The organism is Mycobacterium angelicum, assembly GCF_002086155.1.
Classification (GTDB): Bacteria; Actinomycetota; Actinomycetes; order Mycobacteriales; family Mycobacteriaceae; genus Mycobacterium; species Mycobacterium angelicum.
Window position 1 is genome coordinate 15,234 of record NZ_MVHE01000062.1, and the last position, 16,371, is coordinate 31,604.

General features: G+C 65.0%; 16 protein-coding genes and 1 tRNA gene. 10 read left to right on the forward strand and 7 right to left on the reverse strand.

Annotated features, from left to right (window positions below):
* Nucleotides 1–33: 33 nt before the first annotated feature.
* Nucleotides 34–702, reverse strand: a complete 669-nt coding sequence (locus BST12_RS23710) for a YoaK family protein (RefSeq protein WP_083115697.1) — start codon at nt 700–702, stop codon at nt 34–36.
* Between the two features lie 364 nt (nt 703–1,066).
* Between BST12_RS23710 and BST12_RS23715 the strand changes: the two genes are divergently transcribed.
* Nucleotides 1,067–2,125 carry a hypothetical protein gene (locus BST12_RS23715; RefSeq protein WP_139801873.1) on the forward strand — a complete coding sequence of 353 codons (1,059 nt, stop codon included), beginning with the start codon at nt 1,067–1,069 and terminating at the stop codon, nt 2,123–2,125.
* Between the two features lie 39 nt (nt 2,126–2,164).
* On the opposite strand, the gene BST12_RS23720 is transcribed toward BST12_RS23715, so the two are convergent.
* A complete protein-coding gene (locus tag BST12_RS23720; protein WP_083115699.1) occupies nt 2,165–3,205 on the reverse strand; it encodes a ParA family protein in 1,041 nt (346 codons plus the stop codon).
* 474 nt (nt 3,206–3,679) lie between these two features.
* Nucleotides 3,680–3,753 (reverse strand) — tRNA-Gly (locus BST12_RS23730).
* A 121-nt stretch (nt 3,754–3,874) separates the two neighbouring features.
* Between BST12_RS23730 and BST12_RS23735 the strand changes: the two genes are divergently transcribed.
* The gene (locus BST12_RS23735; RefSeq protein WP_083115701.1) at nt 3,875–4,144 is read left to right on the forward strand and encodes a hypothetical protein; all 270 of its coding nucleotides are present in this window, start codon (nt 3,875–3,877) and stop codon (nt 4,142–4,144) included.
* Nucleotides 4,145–4,153: 9 nt separating this feature from the next.
* Here BST12_RS23735 and BST12_RS23740 read toward each other — a convergent pair whose 3' ends face one another.
* Nucleotides 4,154–4,897, reverse strand: coding sequence for a ZIP family metal transporter (locus BST12_RS23740; protein WP_245850525.1), 744 nt, complete (start codon nt 4,895–4,897; stop codon nt 4,154–4,156).
* Nucleotides 4,898–5,015: 118 nt separating this feature from the next.
* On the opposite strand from BST12_RS23740, the gene BST12_RS23745 reads away from it, so the two are divergent.
* The 5 genes from BST12_RS23745 (at nt 5,016) to BST12_RS23765 (ending at nt 10,665) form a co-directional block, all read left to right on the forward strand.
* Complete coding sequence (locus BST12_RS23745) at nt 5,016–5,681, forward strand: VldE C-terminal domain-containing protein (protein WP_083115702.1); 666 nt, start codon at nt 5,016–5,018, stop codon at nt 5,679–5,681.
* A 28-nt stretch (nt 5,682–5,709) separates the two neighbouring features.
* Nucleotides 5,710–6,282 (forward strand): dCTP deaminase, encoded by a 573-nt coding sequence (gene dcd / locus BST12_RS23750; protein WP_083115703.1) that lies wholly within the window; start codon nt 5,710–5,712, stop codon nt 6,280–6,282.
* An 84-nt stretch (nt 6,283–6,366) separates the two neighbouring features.
* Complete coding sequence (locus tag BST12_RS23755; RefSeq protein ID WP_139801874.1) at nt 6,367–7,797, forward strand: DUF7159 family protein; 1,431 nt, start codon at nt 6,367–6,369, stop codon at nt 7,795–7,797.
* Between the two features lie 92 nt (nt 7,798–7,889).
* A complete protein-coding gene (locus tag BST12_RS23760) occupies nt 7,890–9,257 on the forward strand; it encodes a DUF7159 family protein (protein ID WP_425437412.1) in 1,368 nt (455 codons plus the stop codon).
* Nucleotides 9,258–9,333: 76 nt separating this feature from the next.
* Nucleotides 9,334–10,665 carry a UDP-glucose dehydrogenase family protein gene (locus BST12_RS23765; RefSeq protein WP_083115705.1) on the forward strand — a complete coding sequence of 444 codons (1,332 nt, stop codon included), beginning with the start codon at nt 9,334–9,336 and terminating at the stop codon, nt 10,663–10,665.
* On the opposite strand, the gene BST12_RS23770 is transcribed toward BST12_RS23765, so the two are convergent.
* The gene (locus BST12_RS23770; protein ID WP_083115711.1) at nt 10,655–12,433 is read right to left on the reverse strand and encodes an N-acyl-D-amino-acid deacylase family protein; all 1,779 of its coding nucleotides are present in this window, start codon (nt 12,431–12,433) and stop codon (nt 10,655–10,657) included. The genes BST12_RS23765 and BST12_RS23770 overlap by 11 nt on opposite strands.
* A 25-nt stretch (nt 12,434–12,458) precedes the next feature.
* The gene (locus BST12_RS23775) at nt 12,459–13,919 is read right to left on the reverse strand and encodes an HNH endonuclease signature motif containing protein (RefSeq protein ID WP_083115706.1); all 1,461 of its coding nucleotides are present in this window, start codon (nt 13,917–13,919) and stop codon (nt 12,459–12,461) included.
* Nucleotides 13,920–14,026: 107 nt separating this feature from the next.
* Here BST12_RS23775 and BST12_RS23780 point away from each other — a divergent pair, with 107 nt between their 5' ends.
* Genes BST12_RS23780 through rfbA form a run of 3 tightly spaced genes read left to right on the forward strand, consistent with a single transcriptional unit; the run spans nt 14,027 to nt 16,048 of the window.
* Nucleotides 14,027–14,782 (forward strand): maleylpyruvate isomerase family mycothiol-dependent enzyme, encoded by a 756-nt coding sequence (locus BST12_RS23780; RefSeq protein ID WP_083115712.1) that lies wholly within the window; start codon nt 14,027–14,029, stop codon nt 14,780–14,782.
* A gap of 11 nt (nt 14,783–14,793) precedes the next feature.
* The gene (locus BST12_RS23785; RefSeq protein ID WP_083115713.1) at nt 14,794–15,165 is read left to right on the forward strand and encodes a nuclear transport factor 2 family protein; all 372 of its coding nucleotides are present in this window, start codon (nt 14,794–14,796) and stop codon (nt 15,163–15,165) included.
* 16 nt (nt 15,166–15,181) lie between these two features.
* Nucleotides 15,182–16,048, forward strand: a complete 867-nt coding sequence (gene rfbA / locus BST12_RS23790) for a glucose-1-phosphate thymidylyltransferase RfbA (protein ID WP_083115707.1) — start codon at nt 15,182–15,184, stop codon at nt 16,046–16,048.
* Nucleotides 16,049–16,074: 26 nt separating this feature from the next.
* Here rfbA and BST12_RS23795 read toward each other — a convergent pair.
* A partial coding sequence (locus BST12_RS23795; protein ID WP_211281348.1) for a hypothetical protein occupies nt 16,075–16,371 on the reverse strand: 297 nt, incomplete at its 5' end.

A 16,371-nucleotide genomic window follows, 5' to 3' on the forward strand; every position in this document is an offset into this window, starting at 1 on the left:
GTGAAAATATGCTTTGCTTTCGACGGGCGGCGGCTAGCGCGTCTTACCCGCTCGCTCGTCGAGCACGACCAATACCAACGCGACCACCAGGATGATCGCCGGTATCCAGATGGCGTGGTGGCCCCACGCGCGGGTGGTCGCGGTGCCGAAGCCGGCGCCGACGGTGAAGGCACCAATCAGCGTGGCGTACACCCGAAATCCCCGTCGGGAACCACGTTCACCGTCAATGAACCCCGAGTAGCCGGTTTCGATCAGTCGCATCAGGTTGCCCGTGGTGGCGACGGGCAGATAATTGAGATCTCCGATACTGCGGAACAATCCGATCTGCATGCCGGCTAGGGATGCGATTGGCACCGTGATGAAACTGGCCGGCACGTTTTCATCGATGAATCCGACGCCTACAAAAAATGCGGCTTGAATTGCCATGGTCCAGCGCAGCGGATGCGACAGCCACTTTTCAATGCGTCCGGATTTGATGTGCGCCGCGATTGCTACGCCTGCCATGAACGCGAAGATGGGCCAGAGGTGCGCTAACGCTGCGGCCCAATGCTTTTGGACGAGATTGACGGCGAAAAAGATCACGTTAGCCGTCTGGACGTTGGCAAAGACCCCGGCGAAGCACAGGTATGTGTGGGCATCGAGGAAGCCGTTGGCCAGTGTGAGAAAAACTGCGGGCGGCAATGTGGTCTTCGTCTGCCTCACGACCTCCCCCTTGGCTCGACTCTCCTCAATGTATGCCGCTGTTGTTCGTGGGGGATTTGGCAGGGCGGCCGGGGGTTAGGGGTCGTGGTGAGACGTGGAGCCGATGACGGGAATCGAACCCGCGTATTCAGCTTGGGAAGCTATTTCCCTGTCCGGTCAGGTGAGCGATTTGGCCTGGTCGGCAAATCCCGGTCCCTCGTCGGAATTGGGCTACTACTGCACTTAGGTATGGCTAGCGCACGACTGCGGCAAGAAGAAGGCCGTACGGGTCCGGTATGGGTGCAGACGGCGGTACCGGCGGGGTACGAAACCGATGCGCGTCGAGACGTCGAGTGTGTCGGTGGTGTTTGGGACAATGGCAGCTGTGAGCGCGGTGTCCGACTTTTTCACTCAGCCAGGCCTTTGGTGGGGCGTGCCGCTCGGTGCAATCGTCGCGGGGACCGTAGGCCCGGTCATCACCGCCAGGTCGGTGAGAGCAAGCGACCGGCGCAAGGGCACACAAGAAGAGAAGATGCACACGCTGAAGGCTGATCAGGATGAAAGGCTGCAGGCGCAAAAGGATGCTCGCGAAGACAAGCTGCGCCGAGAAAAAGAGGAGCGCGAGGATAAGTTGCGCCGGGAAGAGACTCTGTATTCGGCGGCAATAGAGTTCACAGAGGTGGCGTCCGACATCCTCATGAACTCTGTCGATATCAAGGGCGCCTTCAACTCAATTCGCGACAAGTTCTACAACCGCGTAGGGATCACTGACCCGAACGTAGATATCAAGGTGGAACACGCAACCAAGGTGTCGGAGAACACAAAACGAATCGGCGTGCCCTTCAACAAGCTACGTCTGGTCGCTCCGAGCCACGTCTTGGAGGCCGCGACTCAGTTAAACGCAGCGATATTGGCTGTGCTTCAAACAACCACCGAACCGTTCGCTACTCCCGTGACTTTCAAAACTGCTGGTGATCGATTAGACAATTTCTTCAGCGTCTTTCGTAAGGAAGTCGGCCAAGACGAGTACACGCAGTCGACCTCAAACCGTGCGGTCGACAGCTTCATGCAGACACTCAAGAGGCAAGTGGACGAATACATGGAACAGGCAAAAGCTGACATGAAGGCGGCTGGTTTCAGGACCACACCTTGGGATATCCCCGGCGCCAAGTCGGCTAGCGAGCAAGGCGCTTCTGGTGAACCTAGTTTTGCGGGTCCGGCCTCGTTTGTCGCTGTGCGTTCACTGCGTGTTGGCGATTACATCTCGTTGCAGATCGGGCAACGCGGAACGGGGTTGAGAGGGCTCGTGTCTATCATTCGGAGTTTCAACAGAGAAAGGACTCGGATGACCGTCTTCATTCAAGACGCGGGTAAGACGGTGACGCTCAATGTGGGCCCCGATCACCAATTCTTCAGAGTCCCAGCGCCTAGGGCGGCGTCCTAGGCGCTACTTGCAATGGCGAAACGTCGTGCCGCTTTGCGGTTAGCCGACCGGTTCTGCGTTGGGGGCAACCTGGCCGGTGCGATCCAGAATGTTCTCGCATAGCGCGCGAAAATGATTTTCGCTTTCCCGCGCACGTGTGAACTGGTTGCCTCGAATTACCTCGTCGGCTTCTAGTTCGAAGATGGCGCGTCGCATCGTCTGGGCGTGTGGAACCAGGCTGTGATAGTTCTTCAACTCACCTAAGTCTGGACCGTCGGACTCTGCCGGATCGGCGAGTGTTGCCCCGGTTCCGTCCGGGAATTGGGCCAACGGCTGCAGAAGTCCCTGCTCAATCGCTTCTGGCATCTGATCAATCCAATTCGAGAAGGCCATCGTGGCCTCGCCGCGGTAGATGTTGAATTGCTGGGAGACGTAGCCCAAGACCTTTGGCAGCCCGGTTGGAATCGCAAACGGCAAAGAGGCAGGATCGGTGACTTTCGTTGCTGTATCCCATTCGCGCACCCACCGCTCAAGGCTCCCGCCGACGCTCGGAAGCGCTCGGAGCGAGAACAAATCGGCGGCCAACGGGACGACGAGGTAGTCGCTGCCAAGTAAAACAGCCCGATTCAGGGCGCCCACGTTCGGACCGAGATCGACAAATGCGTAATCGGCCTGAACCTCTTGGCCGAGTTCTTGAATCAAGCGGTACGGCGCGCTCGTTACTCGGAAACCTCGCTCAAATCCCGCCAGTGCTTCAGGCCACGCGCCTGGCATGATCCCCTCGAAGTCAGACAGTCTCAGGTCGCCAGCTGCTAGCCATACCCCCTCATCGCGCACAACGTGGGCGATGGGCGTTTCGACATCACCTGAACCGCCCACGAGTGGTTGGAAAGCATCTGCGACCGTCTGCATTGCGGCAGACCGGTTGTAGAGATCCGCCAAGATTTCGTCGGGCAGGCTGATCGCCGTCAAGTTCGCCTGGGCGTCAAGATCGACCATCAAGACCCGCATGCCGAGCCGATACATCTCGATGGCGGTGTTGAACAACATCGTGGTCTTGCCGACGCCGCCCTTGTGATTGAAAAAAGAAATGGTTTGCACGTGCGGCCTCTACTAGCTCGATGGCCCCGCCAATGGGGCCTGACCGACAACCGACATTACCCGAACACCAGTTCGATGCAAAGGGCTCGTCTTGGCGAGTTAGGAGGCCAAGTGCTTACGGGCAATTCGGGGTATGGGCGGGATAACGCACAGTCCCCGGGCAACGTCTCGACACCTACGACCGAGTCCGCACCGACCGCATCGACTAATTCGGTAAACTCACCCTGCGCCACGCCGGCCGACTCCACCACATGGGCATCGGCCGAACCCACGCCGGCACCCGCGTACTCATCCTCATCCAAGACCTCAACATCCGCGTCATCCACGCCGCCGCAGGACAACTCCTACGCCAACTAACCCTTGACCCCACCAGGGACTACCAACCCCGCCACACCCCAACCGGACGACCAAAAGAAAAAGCCCTGAACCCAAAATGCAGGTTCAGAGCTATTCCGATGTCCTGACACATCACAGTGGAGCCGATGACGGGAATCGAACCCGCGTATTCAGCTTGGGAAGCTGATGTTCTGCCATTGAACTACATCGGCGCGGTTGCCCAAGAAGGCTAGCACCCGCTGCCAGCTCGCCGGAGCGCGTCTAGGACAGTTCAGCAGTAAGGTCGAAACACCGAGGCGCGGAAGCAATCTTTCCTTTTTGGCAGGGGACGTCATGGACGAGGACACCGTCGCGCGCAAACCGCTCGTCGCCCGCGTCGCAGCGGTAGCAGGCATCGCTGCGCTGGCGGCACTGCCGGTCGCCATGCCGATCGGCACCGAACCGGCGACAGCGCCGGCGCTCGCGGACCCCGCCCCGCAGTCGCCGGGCAGTCCAACTCCCGGACCGACGCCGGCTCCCAAGCGTCACCTGTGGTGCATGGCTACCGGTGGCGCAGGGCGCGGCATCTCTTACTCGAAGGTGTGCTGGTACCGGACGTACTGAGCCGCCGCGTCATTCGAGCACGCCCAGGCTGTACAACAGCAGGAATCCGGCGAAGAACATCACCGCCATCCACGGCCGCTCCGGCGCCTCATGCGCCTCGACCAGAAGCTCCTCGACCACCAGCCACAGCAGCGCCGCCGCCGCGAACGCGAGCACCAGGGTCAGCACATTGTTTCCCGCTCCGCTCAACACAAGTGCTCCCAGCACCGCGCCCACCGCAGTCACCAGGCTCACCCCGGCCGTCATCGCCGCGGCTCGCACCCGGGACACTCCGGAACCCGCCAACCGCAAGGCCACCGACAGCCCCAGAAACAGCACCTCGACCGTCAGCGCAATCGCGATGATCACCGCGGTCCGCCGCGACACCGTCGCGCCGGTTGCCACTAGCAACCCGTCGATGAAGAGGTCGACGGCGACCACGACCAGAAAGCCGAATGGCGTTGCGCTGTCGGCGTTTTCGTCTTCGCCGCCGAAGTGGCGCAGCAGCACAAGCAGTGCCACCCCCACACTGAAACCCACGATGATCAGCCCCAGTGGGCCCTTGGCGCGCAGCTCGGGCAGCACTTCACCGGCCACCGCGGCCATGACTACGCCGGCGGCAAAGTGCTGGACGCCGCTGACCACTGCCGCGGGCGGTGTGCGTACGACCGCCACCACGCCACCGACGATCCCGGCGAAGACAGGAAAGGCGGCCAACGAGGCCGCCGTCGTCAGAATGCTGATGTCAATCTCCCGCGTCCGGTCGAAACCCACAAGCGTCCACAACCGTAGCTGAGCCCAATTCCGCGGCGGTGCGATAAACGCACATCACATCTACAAATGCGAATATTTATCCTTTCGTTATCTGTCGTTATCTCGTAAAGTCCTCGAGGTGGGCCGGCATGAATTGGCCAGGAAGCGTCGAAAGCGAAAGCCATCCGTAGTGACGGCTGCGCTCGTCGCGCCTGCCGCTGCGGTGTTCTTCGCCGTGGCCGGCGACGTACACCCGTCGGCCGCGGCCAGCGACGTTGCCGAGGAAGGCATTGCCGACGGGGCACATTGTTGCTTGGCAATCGTTGCCAACGAGCCGCTCGCGAATATGTCCCGCGGTGGCGCCGGCATGCATTTCACGGAAGTCGAATTCGCATCAGCATCCAGGTTGCGTATCGACAGTCGCATTTTGCCCGTCGGCGTCGCACCGGAGCAGGGACTGCAGGTCAGGACAATCTTGGTGGCGCGCAGTATCAGTGCGGCTTTCCCCGAGATCCGCCAAATCGGCGGCGTCCGGCCGGATCCGTTGGGCTGGCATCCCCGAGGCCTGGCGCTCGACGTGATGATCCCGGACCCTGGCAGTGCCGAGGGAATTGCGCTGGGAAATGAGATCGTCGCGTACGTGATGGACAACGCGAATCGGTTCGGCATGCAAGACGCCATTTGGCGGGGCGTCTACTACACACCCAACGGCGCGCAAACCAGCGGCTACGGCCACTACGACCACGTCCACATCACCACCACCGGCGGCGGCTACCCCACCGGGGAGGAAATCTACTTCCGCTGAGCAAACGACGGGCAGATACGCTCGTCGGGTGCTGCTCTCCGATCGCGACCTCAGAGCCGAAATCGCCGCCGGCCGGCTGGGCCTCGACCCGTTCGACGACAGCCTGGTCCAGCCGTCCAGCATCGACGTCCGACTCGACGGCATGTTCCGGGTTTTCAATAACACCCGCTACACCCACATCGACCCCGCCCAGCAACAGGACGAGCTGACCAGCATCGTGGAGCCCACGAAGGGTGACCCATTTGTGCTGCACCCCGGAGAATTTGCGCTCGGCTCGACGCTGGAGATCTGCACCCTGCCGGAAGACCTGGCCGGACGGCTGGAAGGCAAGTCCTCGCTGGGCCGGCTGGGTTTGCTGACGCACTCCACGGCGGGCTTCATCGACCCGGGCTTCAGCGGTCACATCACACTCGAGCTGTCCAATGTGGCAAACCTGCCGATAACCCTGTGGCCGGGCATGAAGATCGGCCAGCTATGTATTTTGCGACTAACCAGCCCGTCTGAGCATCCGTACGGCAGTTCGCGAGTAGGGTCGAAATACCAGGGTCAGCGGGGGCCAACGCCGTCTCGGTCGTATCAAAACTTCATAAGGTCTACCTAGCTCCGGCATAGCTTGACCGGCGATCATTGAGAACGGGCATCCCTCCGCCTGAACCTGGCCGTATGCAAGACCTTGGGAGGGGTTTTGGACGTCGTACTCGGGGTTTCGATGGCACCGTCGGCGGTCCGGGTGGCCGTGGTCGAAGGGGAAGACGGCGACGGCGCCATCGTCGAAGAAGAGAGCTTCCAGGTAGGTCGCGGCCAAGCCGCCAGCCCATCCGATCAGGTGATCTCCGCCATTTTGGGCACCCGCGAAGGGGCGGCCGACGCCGGGCTTCGGCTTTCCGCTATCGGCGTGACCTGGACCGATCACCTGCAGGCAGCCGCGCTGCGTGACGCGCTGGCCGCGCGCAAGATCGAGAACGTCATGCTGGTCTCGGCGTTCTTGGCGACGGCGGCGCTGGGCCAGGCAGTCGGCGGCGCGGTCGGCTATGAGCGCACCGCGGTCCTCTACATCGAGCCCGACGCCGCGACGCTGGCGGTGGTGGATACCGCCGACGGGTCGGTCAGCGATCTGCATCGCAAGCTGTTGGCCGAGGATGACGACGCCGCGGTGGCTGAACTCGTCGAAATGGTCTCTGCCGCAGAGACTTTGGCCACCCACCCGGAGGGTGTGTACGTCGTCGGCAGTGGCGTCGACGTCCCACTGATCAAGCCGGCGCTGGATGCCGCGACCTCGCTGACGGTGAGTGTCCCCGAGGAGCCGGATATGGCGCTGGCTCGGGGCGCGGCGCTGGCGTCGGGCAACGCGCCATTGTTCGCATCGTCCACTGCCGCAATGGCATACGCCCAGGATGCGTGCGTCACCGGTCGGGACGACTTCGCCTACGCCGAGACGTCCGACGACGGCGCCGACGACGGCGCACGCCGGCCCGCGCTGCTCGTCGGCAGCGCGGCTGCGGTGGTGGCCATCGTCGCGGTGATCGCGCTGGAGATTGCCCTGGCGATCGGTATCCGTCCGACCGTCGCTTTGCAGCCCACACCCAGCCAAAACCACTTCATCGCACCCACCCAGCAGGCGCCGACTCAGGTGGCCGCGCCGCAACCCAAGATCGATCTGCCGCGGCCGCCGGTGGCGCCCAGGGCCCTGCCGCCGCAGGCACCGGCTCCGGTTGCGCCGGCGCCGGCTGGTCCGGTTCTGCCTGCTGCTCCGGTGCCCGAACCGGAGGTTGTCGTTCCGCCGGTTTTGCCCATCCTGGTGCCGCCGATTCAGCTCCCCGGCCCGCAAACGCTGTTGCGTCCGCCGGTGGTGCAGCCTCCGGTGCGCGTCCCGCAGCCCAAGGTGCCCCAGGTTCGTCCGCAAGTCCCGCAGGCCCCGCGGGTGCCGGTCCAGCAGAGCCCACGGGGCCGGGTGCCGTCGCTCAATCCCGGTCGGGGCCCCTTCGGCGGCCACGGCCCCTTCGGCGGCGGCGGCCACGGCGGCCACGGCCCCTTCGGCGGCGGTGGCCACGGCGGCTTCGGCGGCGGCCACGGCGGCTTCGGCGGCGGCCATGGCGGCTTCGGCGGCCACCACTAACCAGCCACTTTCCTCGCTGACCTGGGGATTTCCCCGGTACGGGTAAAGTTGCAGTTACGGGTTGGGGACCTGATGTCTTTATTGGGGGAGTTGTGGACACCGTACTTGGTGTGTCGATGGCGCCCACGGCAGTCCGGATGGTGCTGGTCGAGGGCGAAAACGGCGACGGCGCGACCGTCGACGAGGACAAATTCGCGCTCGATGCGGGCCAAGGCCCGACGACGCCCAGCAAAGCCGAGCAGGTGATTTCGGCCATCCTGGGAACGCGCGAGGGCGCGGCTGAGGGCGGCTACCAGCTGGCGTCTACCGGCGTGACCTGGACGGACCCCGTTGATGCCGCTGAGCTGCGCGACGCGCTGGCCAAGCGCAAGGTCGAGAACGTGATGCTGGTCTCGGCATTTCTGGCCGCGGCGGCGCTGGCCCAAGCGGTCGGCAATGCGACCAATTACGCCCAGACCGCGCTGCTGTTCATCGAACCCGACACGGCGACCCTCGCGGTTGTCGACAGCACTGACGGTTCAGTCGCCGATATCCATCGCGAGTTGCTGCCCGCCGACGACGACGCGGCCGTCGCGCAGCTGGCCGAGCTGGTGTCGGGCGCCGCGGCGCTGGAAACGCATCCGGACGCGGTATTCGTGGTCGGCTCCGGAGTCGACATCCCGCTGATCAAGCCGGCGCTGGAGGCCGCGACCTCGCTTCCGGTGACGGCGGCCGAGGAGCCGGAAACCGCGCTGGCTCGTGGGGCCGCACTCGCATCGGCCCACACTCCGTTGCTGGTGTCGAGCACGGCAGCACGCGCCTATGCCCAGGATCCCGGCACCGGTGCGCATGACCCGTATGCGCTGGACGCCGCTTACTTTGACGACGTCGACGACGAGCACCGCGACCGCAAGCCGTTCGGGCTGGTCGGCAGCATTTTGGTGTCGATCTTCATCATCGGGGTGGCGTCGCTGGTCGTGTCGCTGGCGGTAAGCATGCGGACGACGTCGGGGACCCGACCCAATCCCGGGCAGAATCTGGTCGCGCCCGCGCACCCGACGCCGGCGGCGCCCGCGCCGGCGCCGGCGCCTCAGGCCCCAGCTCCGGCACCGGCACCGCGGGCCCCCGCGCCGGCGCCGCAAGAGCCCGCGCCGGTTCCACAGCAGGCTCCCGCTCCCGCTCCGATTCCGCAGCAGGCGCCGGCTCCGGCTCCTGTTCCGCAGGCCCCCGCGCCGGTACCGGAGGCGCCTGCTCCGGTACCGCAGGCTCCGGCGCCCGTTCCCGTTCCGGTGCCGATACCGTTGCCGATCCAACTGCCGTTCCCCGGCGGTGGCGGCGGTGGATTCCCCGGTCCGCAGTTCCCCGGCGGCGGGGGCGGTCATGGTGGCGACGAGGGTCACGGCCACGGCGGCGGCCACGGCGGCGGCGGAGGCCACGGCCGCGGCGGTGGTTTCGGCATCCCGGGCATTCCCGGCCTCTGATTTCGCCGGATAGCTGTCATCTGCCGTTCAGCGGCGCGATGCAGTTCGCTCATCGCGGCCACCTACACACGGTGGTATGAGGTGCACCGTTTTCGGTACGGGCTATCTGGGCGCCACCCATGCGGTCGGAATGGCAGAGCTGGGGCACGAGGTCGTCGGTGTCGATATCGATCCCGGTAAGGTCGCCAAGCTGGCCGGCGGTGATATCCCGTTTTACGAGCCGGGGTTGCGAAAGTTGTTGACCGCCAACATCGCTGCGGGACGATTGCAGTTCACTACCGACTACGACATGGCGGCCGAATTCGCCGACGTCCATTTCCTGGGCGTCGGGACGCCGCAGAAGAAGGGCGAATACGGCGCCGATCTGCGCCACGTCCACGCCGTCATCGATGCCCTGGTGCCGCGTCTGACCAGGTCATCGGTGCTGGTCGGCAAGTCGACAGTGCCGGTCGGGACCGCAGCCGAGCTGGGCCGCCGAGCCGACGCGCTTGCTCCCGCTGGAGTCGATGTCGAAATCGCCTGGAATCCGGAATTTCTGCGCGAGGGCTTCGCGGTCCGCGACACCCTGAATCCGGATCGCATTGTACTTGGGGTGCAAGACGATTCGACTCGCGCCGAAGCGGCCGTGCGGGAACTGTATGGGCCGCTGCTGGATTCGGGGGTTCCGTTCCTGGTGACCGACTTGCAGACAGCCGAGTTGGTCAAGGTCTCCGCTAACGCCTTTCTGGCGACCAAGATTTCGTTCATCAATGCCGTCTCGGAGGTGTGCGAGGCCGCTGGCGCTGACGTCAGTCTGCTAGCCGATGCGCTCGGCTACGACGCCCGCATTGGTCGCCAATGCCTCAACGCCGGTTTGGGTTTCGGCGGTGGCTGCCTGCCCAAGGACATACGCGCGTTCATGGCCCGGGCCGGCGAACTGGGGGCCGATCAGGCGCTGACGTTCCTGCGCGAAGTCGACAGCATCAATATGCGCCGGCGTACCCGGATGGTGGAACTGGCCACCGCGGCGTGCGGCGGGTCGCTGCTGGGCGCCAACATCGCAGTGCTGGGCGCGGCGTTCAAACCCGAGTCCGACGACGTGCGCGATTCCCCTGCGCTCAACGTCGCCGGCCAACTGCAGCTCAACGGAGCGGCGGTCAATGTGTACGACCCGAAGGCCCTGGAGAACGCGAATCGCCTATTCCCCACGCTGAATTACGCGGTATCGGTCGCGGAGGCCTGCGAACGCGCGGATGCCGTGCTGGTGCTTACCGAATGGCGTGAGTTCGTCGAACTCGACCCCACCGACCTGGCCGACCATGTGCGGGCCCGTGTCATTGTCGACGGCCGCAATTGCTTGGATACCGCCCACTGGCAGCGGGCGGGGTGGCGGGTGTTCAGGCTCGGTTCGCGGCGGCCTACGCCGTAACCGGCCTGGGCACGTTACGGGGCCGACCGTCTGCGCGCAGGAAGCCGCCGGTACGCTCGCGGCCGAGAATCGTGGTGGGCTGACCGTCGCGGAACACCTGGCGGCCGGAGACGAAGACGGCGTTGACCGCCGCGTCGTTGCGGTTCACCATCCGTGAAAGTCCGCCATACACATCAATATTGGCCTCGTGGTAAGCATCCAGCGAGTGGTCGAGGTGCTGGGGATCGATCACCGCGAGGTCTGCCCAGTCGCCGACGCGTAAGTGACCGGCGTCCAATCCGTACCAGTCCGCAAGTTCTCCGGTGAGCCGATGCACCGCTTGTTCGACCGACATGAACGGTTCGCCCGCGTTCGCGGCGTCGCGTACGTGCCGCAGCAGGCGCAGTCCGCAGTTGTAGAACGCCATGTTGCGCAGATGGGCGCCCGCATCGGAGAAGCCTATTTGAATGCCGTTCTGCCGAGCGATGCGCCGCAGCATGCGTGGCCGGTGGTTGGAAATTGTGGTACGCCAACGGATTTCGGTGCCATACTCGAGCACCAGGTCGAGGAAGGTGTCGACCGGGTGCAGGCCGCCGCGCTCCTGTCCCACTTGGCCGAACGACTTGCCCACCAGCGACGTGTCAGGGCAGGACACAATCTCGGCGTCAAAGAAGTCGCGGTGCCAGGCTCGGGGGGCGAACTTGTTGTCGTAGTCCTTGCGGAATTGCCGCCGGTACTTCTCGTCGCGCAGGAGCTCGTTGCGTTCGAGTTGGTTCTTGAGGTGGAGAGCCGCAGCCCCGGCTCCGAACTCCTCGAACACCACCAGGTCGATCCCGTCGGCGTACACCTCGAAGGGCACCGGTAGATGCTGGAACCGGAAGTCGCCGCCAAGCCGGTTCACGATCGCCGCCAGTGGGCCGGTCAGCCACATGCCGCCGCCCGGTGTCGACTTCATGTCCGCGGACGCCAGCAGGCTGGTCTTCAGCCGGGGCCGTCGGATTCCCAGTGACTGGAAGGCCTGCGACACGATGTTCTGCGGGTGGCTGATGTCCGGGCCGGACTGCAGGACGCGCCCGCAGCGGCGCAGCAGCATTTTCAGTCGGCGTAGCTCCCGGCCTCTTGCGTAGGTCGATGGCAGGGTACGTGAGCGGCAGGTTTCGCCGTCGATCTTGTCGAAAAGCAGCTGCTGCGAAGACATTCCGAGGAAGCCGGCGTCGAGCGCCTCGCTCAGCATCTTTTCCATGCGAGCCTGCTCGGCCTCGGTTGGGCGGACGTCTTTACGAGTGGCGCGCTCAAGACCCATCACCGCTGTGCGCATGTCGGAGTGACCGATGAAGGCGGTCACATTGGGACCCAACGGCAACGATTCGAGCGCGTCGATGTACTCCTGCGCGTTAGTCCACGACTTGTGCTCGCCGACGATGCGGATGACGTGCTCGTGCGGAATCGCCTCCACCCGGCCGAACAGGTCGGCGGCTTGGCCCGCGTCGACGTGGATGGTCGACAGGGAGCACGAACCCATCACGATCGTGGTGACACCGTGCCGCAGGGACTCCGAGAGCGACGGCGCTGCCAGCACCTCGGCGTCGTAGTGGGTGTGGATGTCGATGATTCCCGGAATCACCCACTTACCCTGGGCATCAATCACATTCGTGCAGCCGTCGGTGTCCAGCGGGGTTGGGCTGACCGCGGCGACTCGACCGTCTCGGATGCCGATATTGCGGATGGCAGATGGCCCGCCGGTGCCGTCGAACCACCGGCCGTTCGCGACAACTGTGTCGAATGTCAATGCAATCACCTCGTACCCCGATTACTTAGCTTGTCAATTTACCAGTGCGATAGTTGAGAGCGCGCTCGGTATTGATGCGTTGGTCCCGGTCTTGCTGGCGGGTACGGCGCCGGATGGGCATCATCAGGCCCCGGTAGCTGGACTGTGGTTGGGCCGTTGAGTCGGTGGATATTTCACCTGTGGGCAGGCACAGGGTGGGAAACAGCAGCCGACTGCCCGGCCGGGTGGTGTAGGTGTGACCGGTGGGTGCGGTCCAGATGACGGTGCCGTCGGGAAGCTGCCGGTCGCGCCAGCCGCGGGGACCGTCCCAGAAGGTCTTCAACAAATGGTGTTTTCGACAGAGGCATTTGAGGTTGGACGGGTGCGTGGGCCCGAACGGGTAGGCGATGGTGTGGTCGAGGTCGCAGAGTTCGGCGGCGGCGTCGCAGCCGGGAAAGCGGCAGGTCATGTCGCGGCAGCGGATGAAGCGGGCCAGCGCGGCCGAGGGGCGGTAGCTCGACTCGGGAACCGCGTCGGTGAAGCAGTTCAGTGTTGTCACCTTGGCGCCCGCGGCGGCCAGTCGCACGAGCAGCGGGGCAGGTACGGTGCCGCCACCGAAGATCTGCGCTGCGGGCAGGCGGGTCGGCGGCTTTGCGGCTGCGGTCACCGGCGTCGGCTCCGCACCGGACGCGTGTGGGTCGGGCTCAGCCTTGAGCGATGCGGGATCGGCGACCACGTGGATCACCACCGCCGCGGCCCGTGGATCGCGATCGATGCGGGCCGGGCAATCGGGTTTAGCGCAAGCGCAAGCGAGGCGTTTGCCGTCGACTGCCAGGGTGCCCAGGGCGTCGGCGCGGCGCTGACCGATGGTGCGCGGGTCGTCGTCGCAGACTTGGTGGGCCATTTGGGTGAGCCGACGATCCACCGCTACGCCGTCGGTGGCCAGCAACGAACCCCACAGCGAGACGGTGCCGTTGTCGTCGTCGGCGGGGGAGATGACCACGTCGCGCGCGCGGGCCGCGGCTTGACTGCGCCGCACGGCGGCGGGGTCGTGGCGGCTGACGATGGCGTCGATGGCCGCATCGGTCTTGGCCACCGACAGCGGCCCGTAGCGCCTGGCGTCGGTGGCGAGCGCGGCGTCGACGAGGCTCAGCGCTATGGGGTCTTTGATCAGGTAGGTGCGCCAAACGATCGAGGTGGCCAGGCGCAGGCTGATGATGCCGTCGGCCAGCAGGGCGGCCAGTTTGGGCAAGCGGTCGCGCAGGGCCATGGCCAGATACATCTGGCCCGAGGCCATCGGGTGGCTGATGTTCAAGGCGGCGGCGACTTGGGCGGCTATAGCGTCCCAGTTATCGCAGGACCAGCGGCCGGAGTCGGTCTCACCGATGGCTTCGCGGGCCACCAACTCGGCGATCGCGGCCAGCCGGCGCGCAGCCGCGGCGGACTCCGCGCGGGCGGACTCGCCGATCGCGTCCACCAGCGCGCTGTCGCCAAAGGTGTCGAACATACTTTCGAATACTAGCGATGGCGTCCGACACAAAGCGCCGCCCAAGCCCGGGTTGTGGACAAACTTCGCACTGTGGATAACCCAGCGGCGCAGGTAGCGTGACCGACGTGGATCACGCGTCGGCGTTCATCGCGGAAAACCGCGCCTTTGCAGAGCTCGTTCGCAACGCAGACCACTCCAAACCGGTGCCGTCGTGTCCGGGCTGGAGCCTCGAGCAGCTTTTCCGGCACGTCGGTCGCGGCGACCGCTGGGCGGCACAGATCGTCAAGGACAAGCTCGACGACTTTCTCGATCCGCGCAGCGTCGAAGGCGGCAAACCGCCGCCAGACCTCGACGACGCCATCTCGTGGTTGGAAGCCGGCGCGCAGCGGTTGGTCGACGCCGTCGAACAGTCGGGCGTGGAAACGCCGGTATGGACGTTCCTGGGGACCCGCCCGGCCAACTGGTGGATCCGGCGCAGACTGCACGAGGTCGCCGTGCACCGGGCCGACGCCACCATCGCGATCGGAAGCGAGTTCACGCTCGACGCCGAGATCGCCGCTGACGGGATCACCGAATGGCTTGAGCGCGTTGCGATTCAGGCCGGCGGCAACGGTTCGGCGCTGCCGCTGGAAAGCGGCGAAACCATCCACCTGCACGCCACCGACCCGGGTCTGGGTGAAGCCGGCGAATGGACCATCGGCGTCAACGACGGCCGAATAACGTGGTCGCACGAACACGGCAAGAGCTCCGCGGCTCTGCGCGGTGGCGCCACCGAGTTGCTGCTGGCCATGCTGCGCCGAGTTCCGGTTGCCGACACCGGGATCGAGTTCTTCGGCGACGATGCCGTATGGCAAAAGTGGCTGGACCATACTCCTCTCTAGACTTGCAGACCATGACCACATCGGAGATCGCCACCGTCCTGGCTTGGCACGATGCTCTCAATGAGTCCGACCTCGATACCTTGGTCGCTTTGTCCAGTGACGATATCGATTTCGGCGACGCGCACGGAGCCGCGCAGGGCCACGAGGCGTTACGCAAGTGGGCCGGTTCGCTGACGGCCACTGCGCAGCTCGGCCGGATGTACGTGCACGACGGCGTCGTGGTCGTCGAGCAGGAGATCAACGGGCCCGACGGCCCGGCTGCCACGACCGCCGCGTCGGCATTCCGCGTGGTCCGCGACCATGTCACCTCGGTATTTCGCCACGAAGACTTGGCATCGGCATTGGCGGCCACCGACCTCACCGAAGCCGACCTAGTCGAATAGCCAGGGGGGCCAACTCATGCGCGGGATCATCCTGGCCGGTGGTTCGGGCACCCGCTTGCATCCGATCACCATCGGCATCAGCAAGCAGTTGCTACCCGTCTACGACAAACCGATGGTCTACTACCCGCTGTCCACGCTGATGATGGCCGGCATCCGCGACATTCTGGTGATTACCACGCCGCACGACGCGGCCGGCTTCCGGCGACTCCTGGGCGACGGCTCGCAATTCGGCATCAACCTCAGCTGGGTGACGCAGGACAACCCCGACGGCCTGGCGCAAGCGTTCGTGCTGGGCGCCGATCACATCGGCAATGATTCGGTGGCCTTGGTGCTGGGCGACAACATCTTCTACGGCCCCGGCCTGGGCACCAGTCTGAGTCGGTTCCAAAACGTTAGCGGTGGAGCAATTTTCGCTTATTGGGTGGCCAACCCGTCGGCCTACGGAGTCGTCGAATTCGACGACGACGGGATAGCGCTGTCGCTTGAGGAGAAGCCGCAGACGCCGAAGTCCCACTACGCGGTACCGGGGTTGTACTTCTACGACAACGACGTGGTCGAGATCGCGAGGGGTCTGAAGAAGTCGGCGCGCGGCGAGTACGAGATCACCGAGGTCAACCAGATCTACCTCGATCTGGGCCGGCTGTCGGTAGAGGTGATGGCTCGCGGGACGGCATGGCTGGACACCGGTACGTTCGACTCGCTGCTGGACGCCTCCGATTTCGTGCGCACCCTGGAATTGCGGCAGGGGTTGAAAGTCAGTGTGCCCGAAGAAGTTGCGTGGCGGCGCGGTTGGATCGACGACGAACAGTTGGCCGAACGCGCCCGCCCGCTGGTGAAATCCGGATACGGTAGCTATTTGCTGGAGTTGTTGTCCCGCAACTGATTTCGCGACGTTGCCGCCAAGGCCGATTATCCGAGTCCGTTCAACCCGCCCGAGCCAATGAGCGCGGAGCCACCGACGCCGGGGCTGCCGTGAGTTGGGCCGGTGCCGCCGTTGCCGCCGTTGCCGCCGTTGCCGATGAGCGCGCCGGAACCGCCGTTGCCTCCGGCCCCGCCCAGCACGCCGCCGGCGCCACCGGCTCCGCCGTTACCGCCGTTGCCGAACAGCCCCGCGTTGCCGCCCCTTTCGCCGGTCCCGCCGATGTTGCCGCCGTACCCGCCGGCCCCGCCGGCGCCGCCGTTGAAGTAGAGGTTGCTGCCCAACCC

Excerpts from the sequence above, each read along its gene's own strand:
- BST12_RS23775 (WP_083115706.1), bottom strand. The coding sequence starts at position 13,919 with ATGTTCGACACCTTTGGCGACAGCGCGCTGGTGGACGCGATCGGCGAG.
- rfbA (WP_083115707.1), top strand. The coding sequence starts at position 15,182 with ATGCGCGGGATCATCCTGGCCGGTGGTTCGGGCACCCGCTTGCATCCG.
- BST12_RS23785 (WP_083115713.1), top strand. The coding sequence starts at position 14,794 with ATGACCACATCGGAGATCGCCACCGTCCTGGCTTGGCACGATGCTCTC.
- BST12_RS23735 (WP_083115701.1), top strand. The coding sequence starts at position 3,875 with ATGGACGAGGACACCGTCGCGCGCAAACCGCTCGTCGCCCGCGTCGCA.
- BST12_RS23765 (WP_083115705.1), top strand. The coding sequence starts at position 9,334 with ATGAGGTGCACCGTTTTCGGTACGGGCTATCTGGGCGCCACCCATGCG.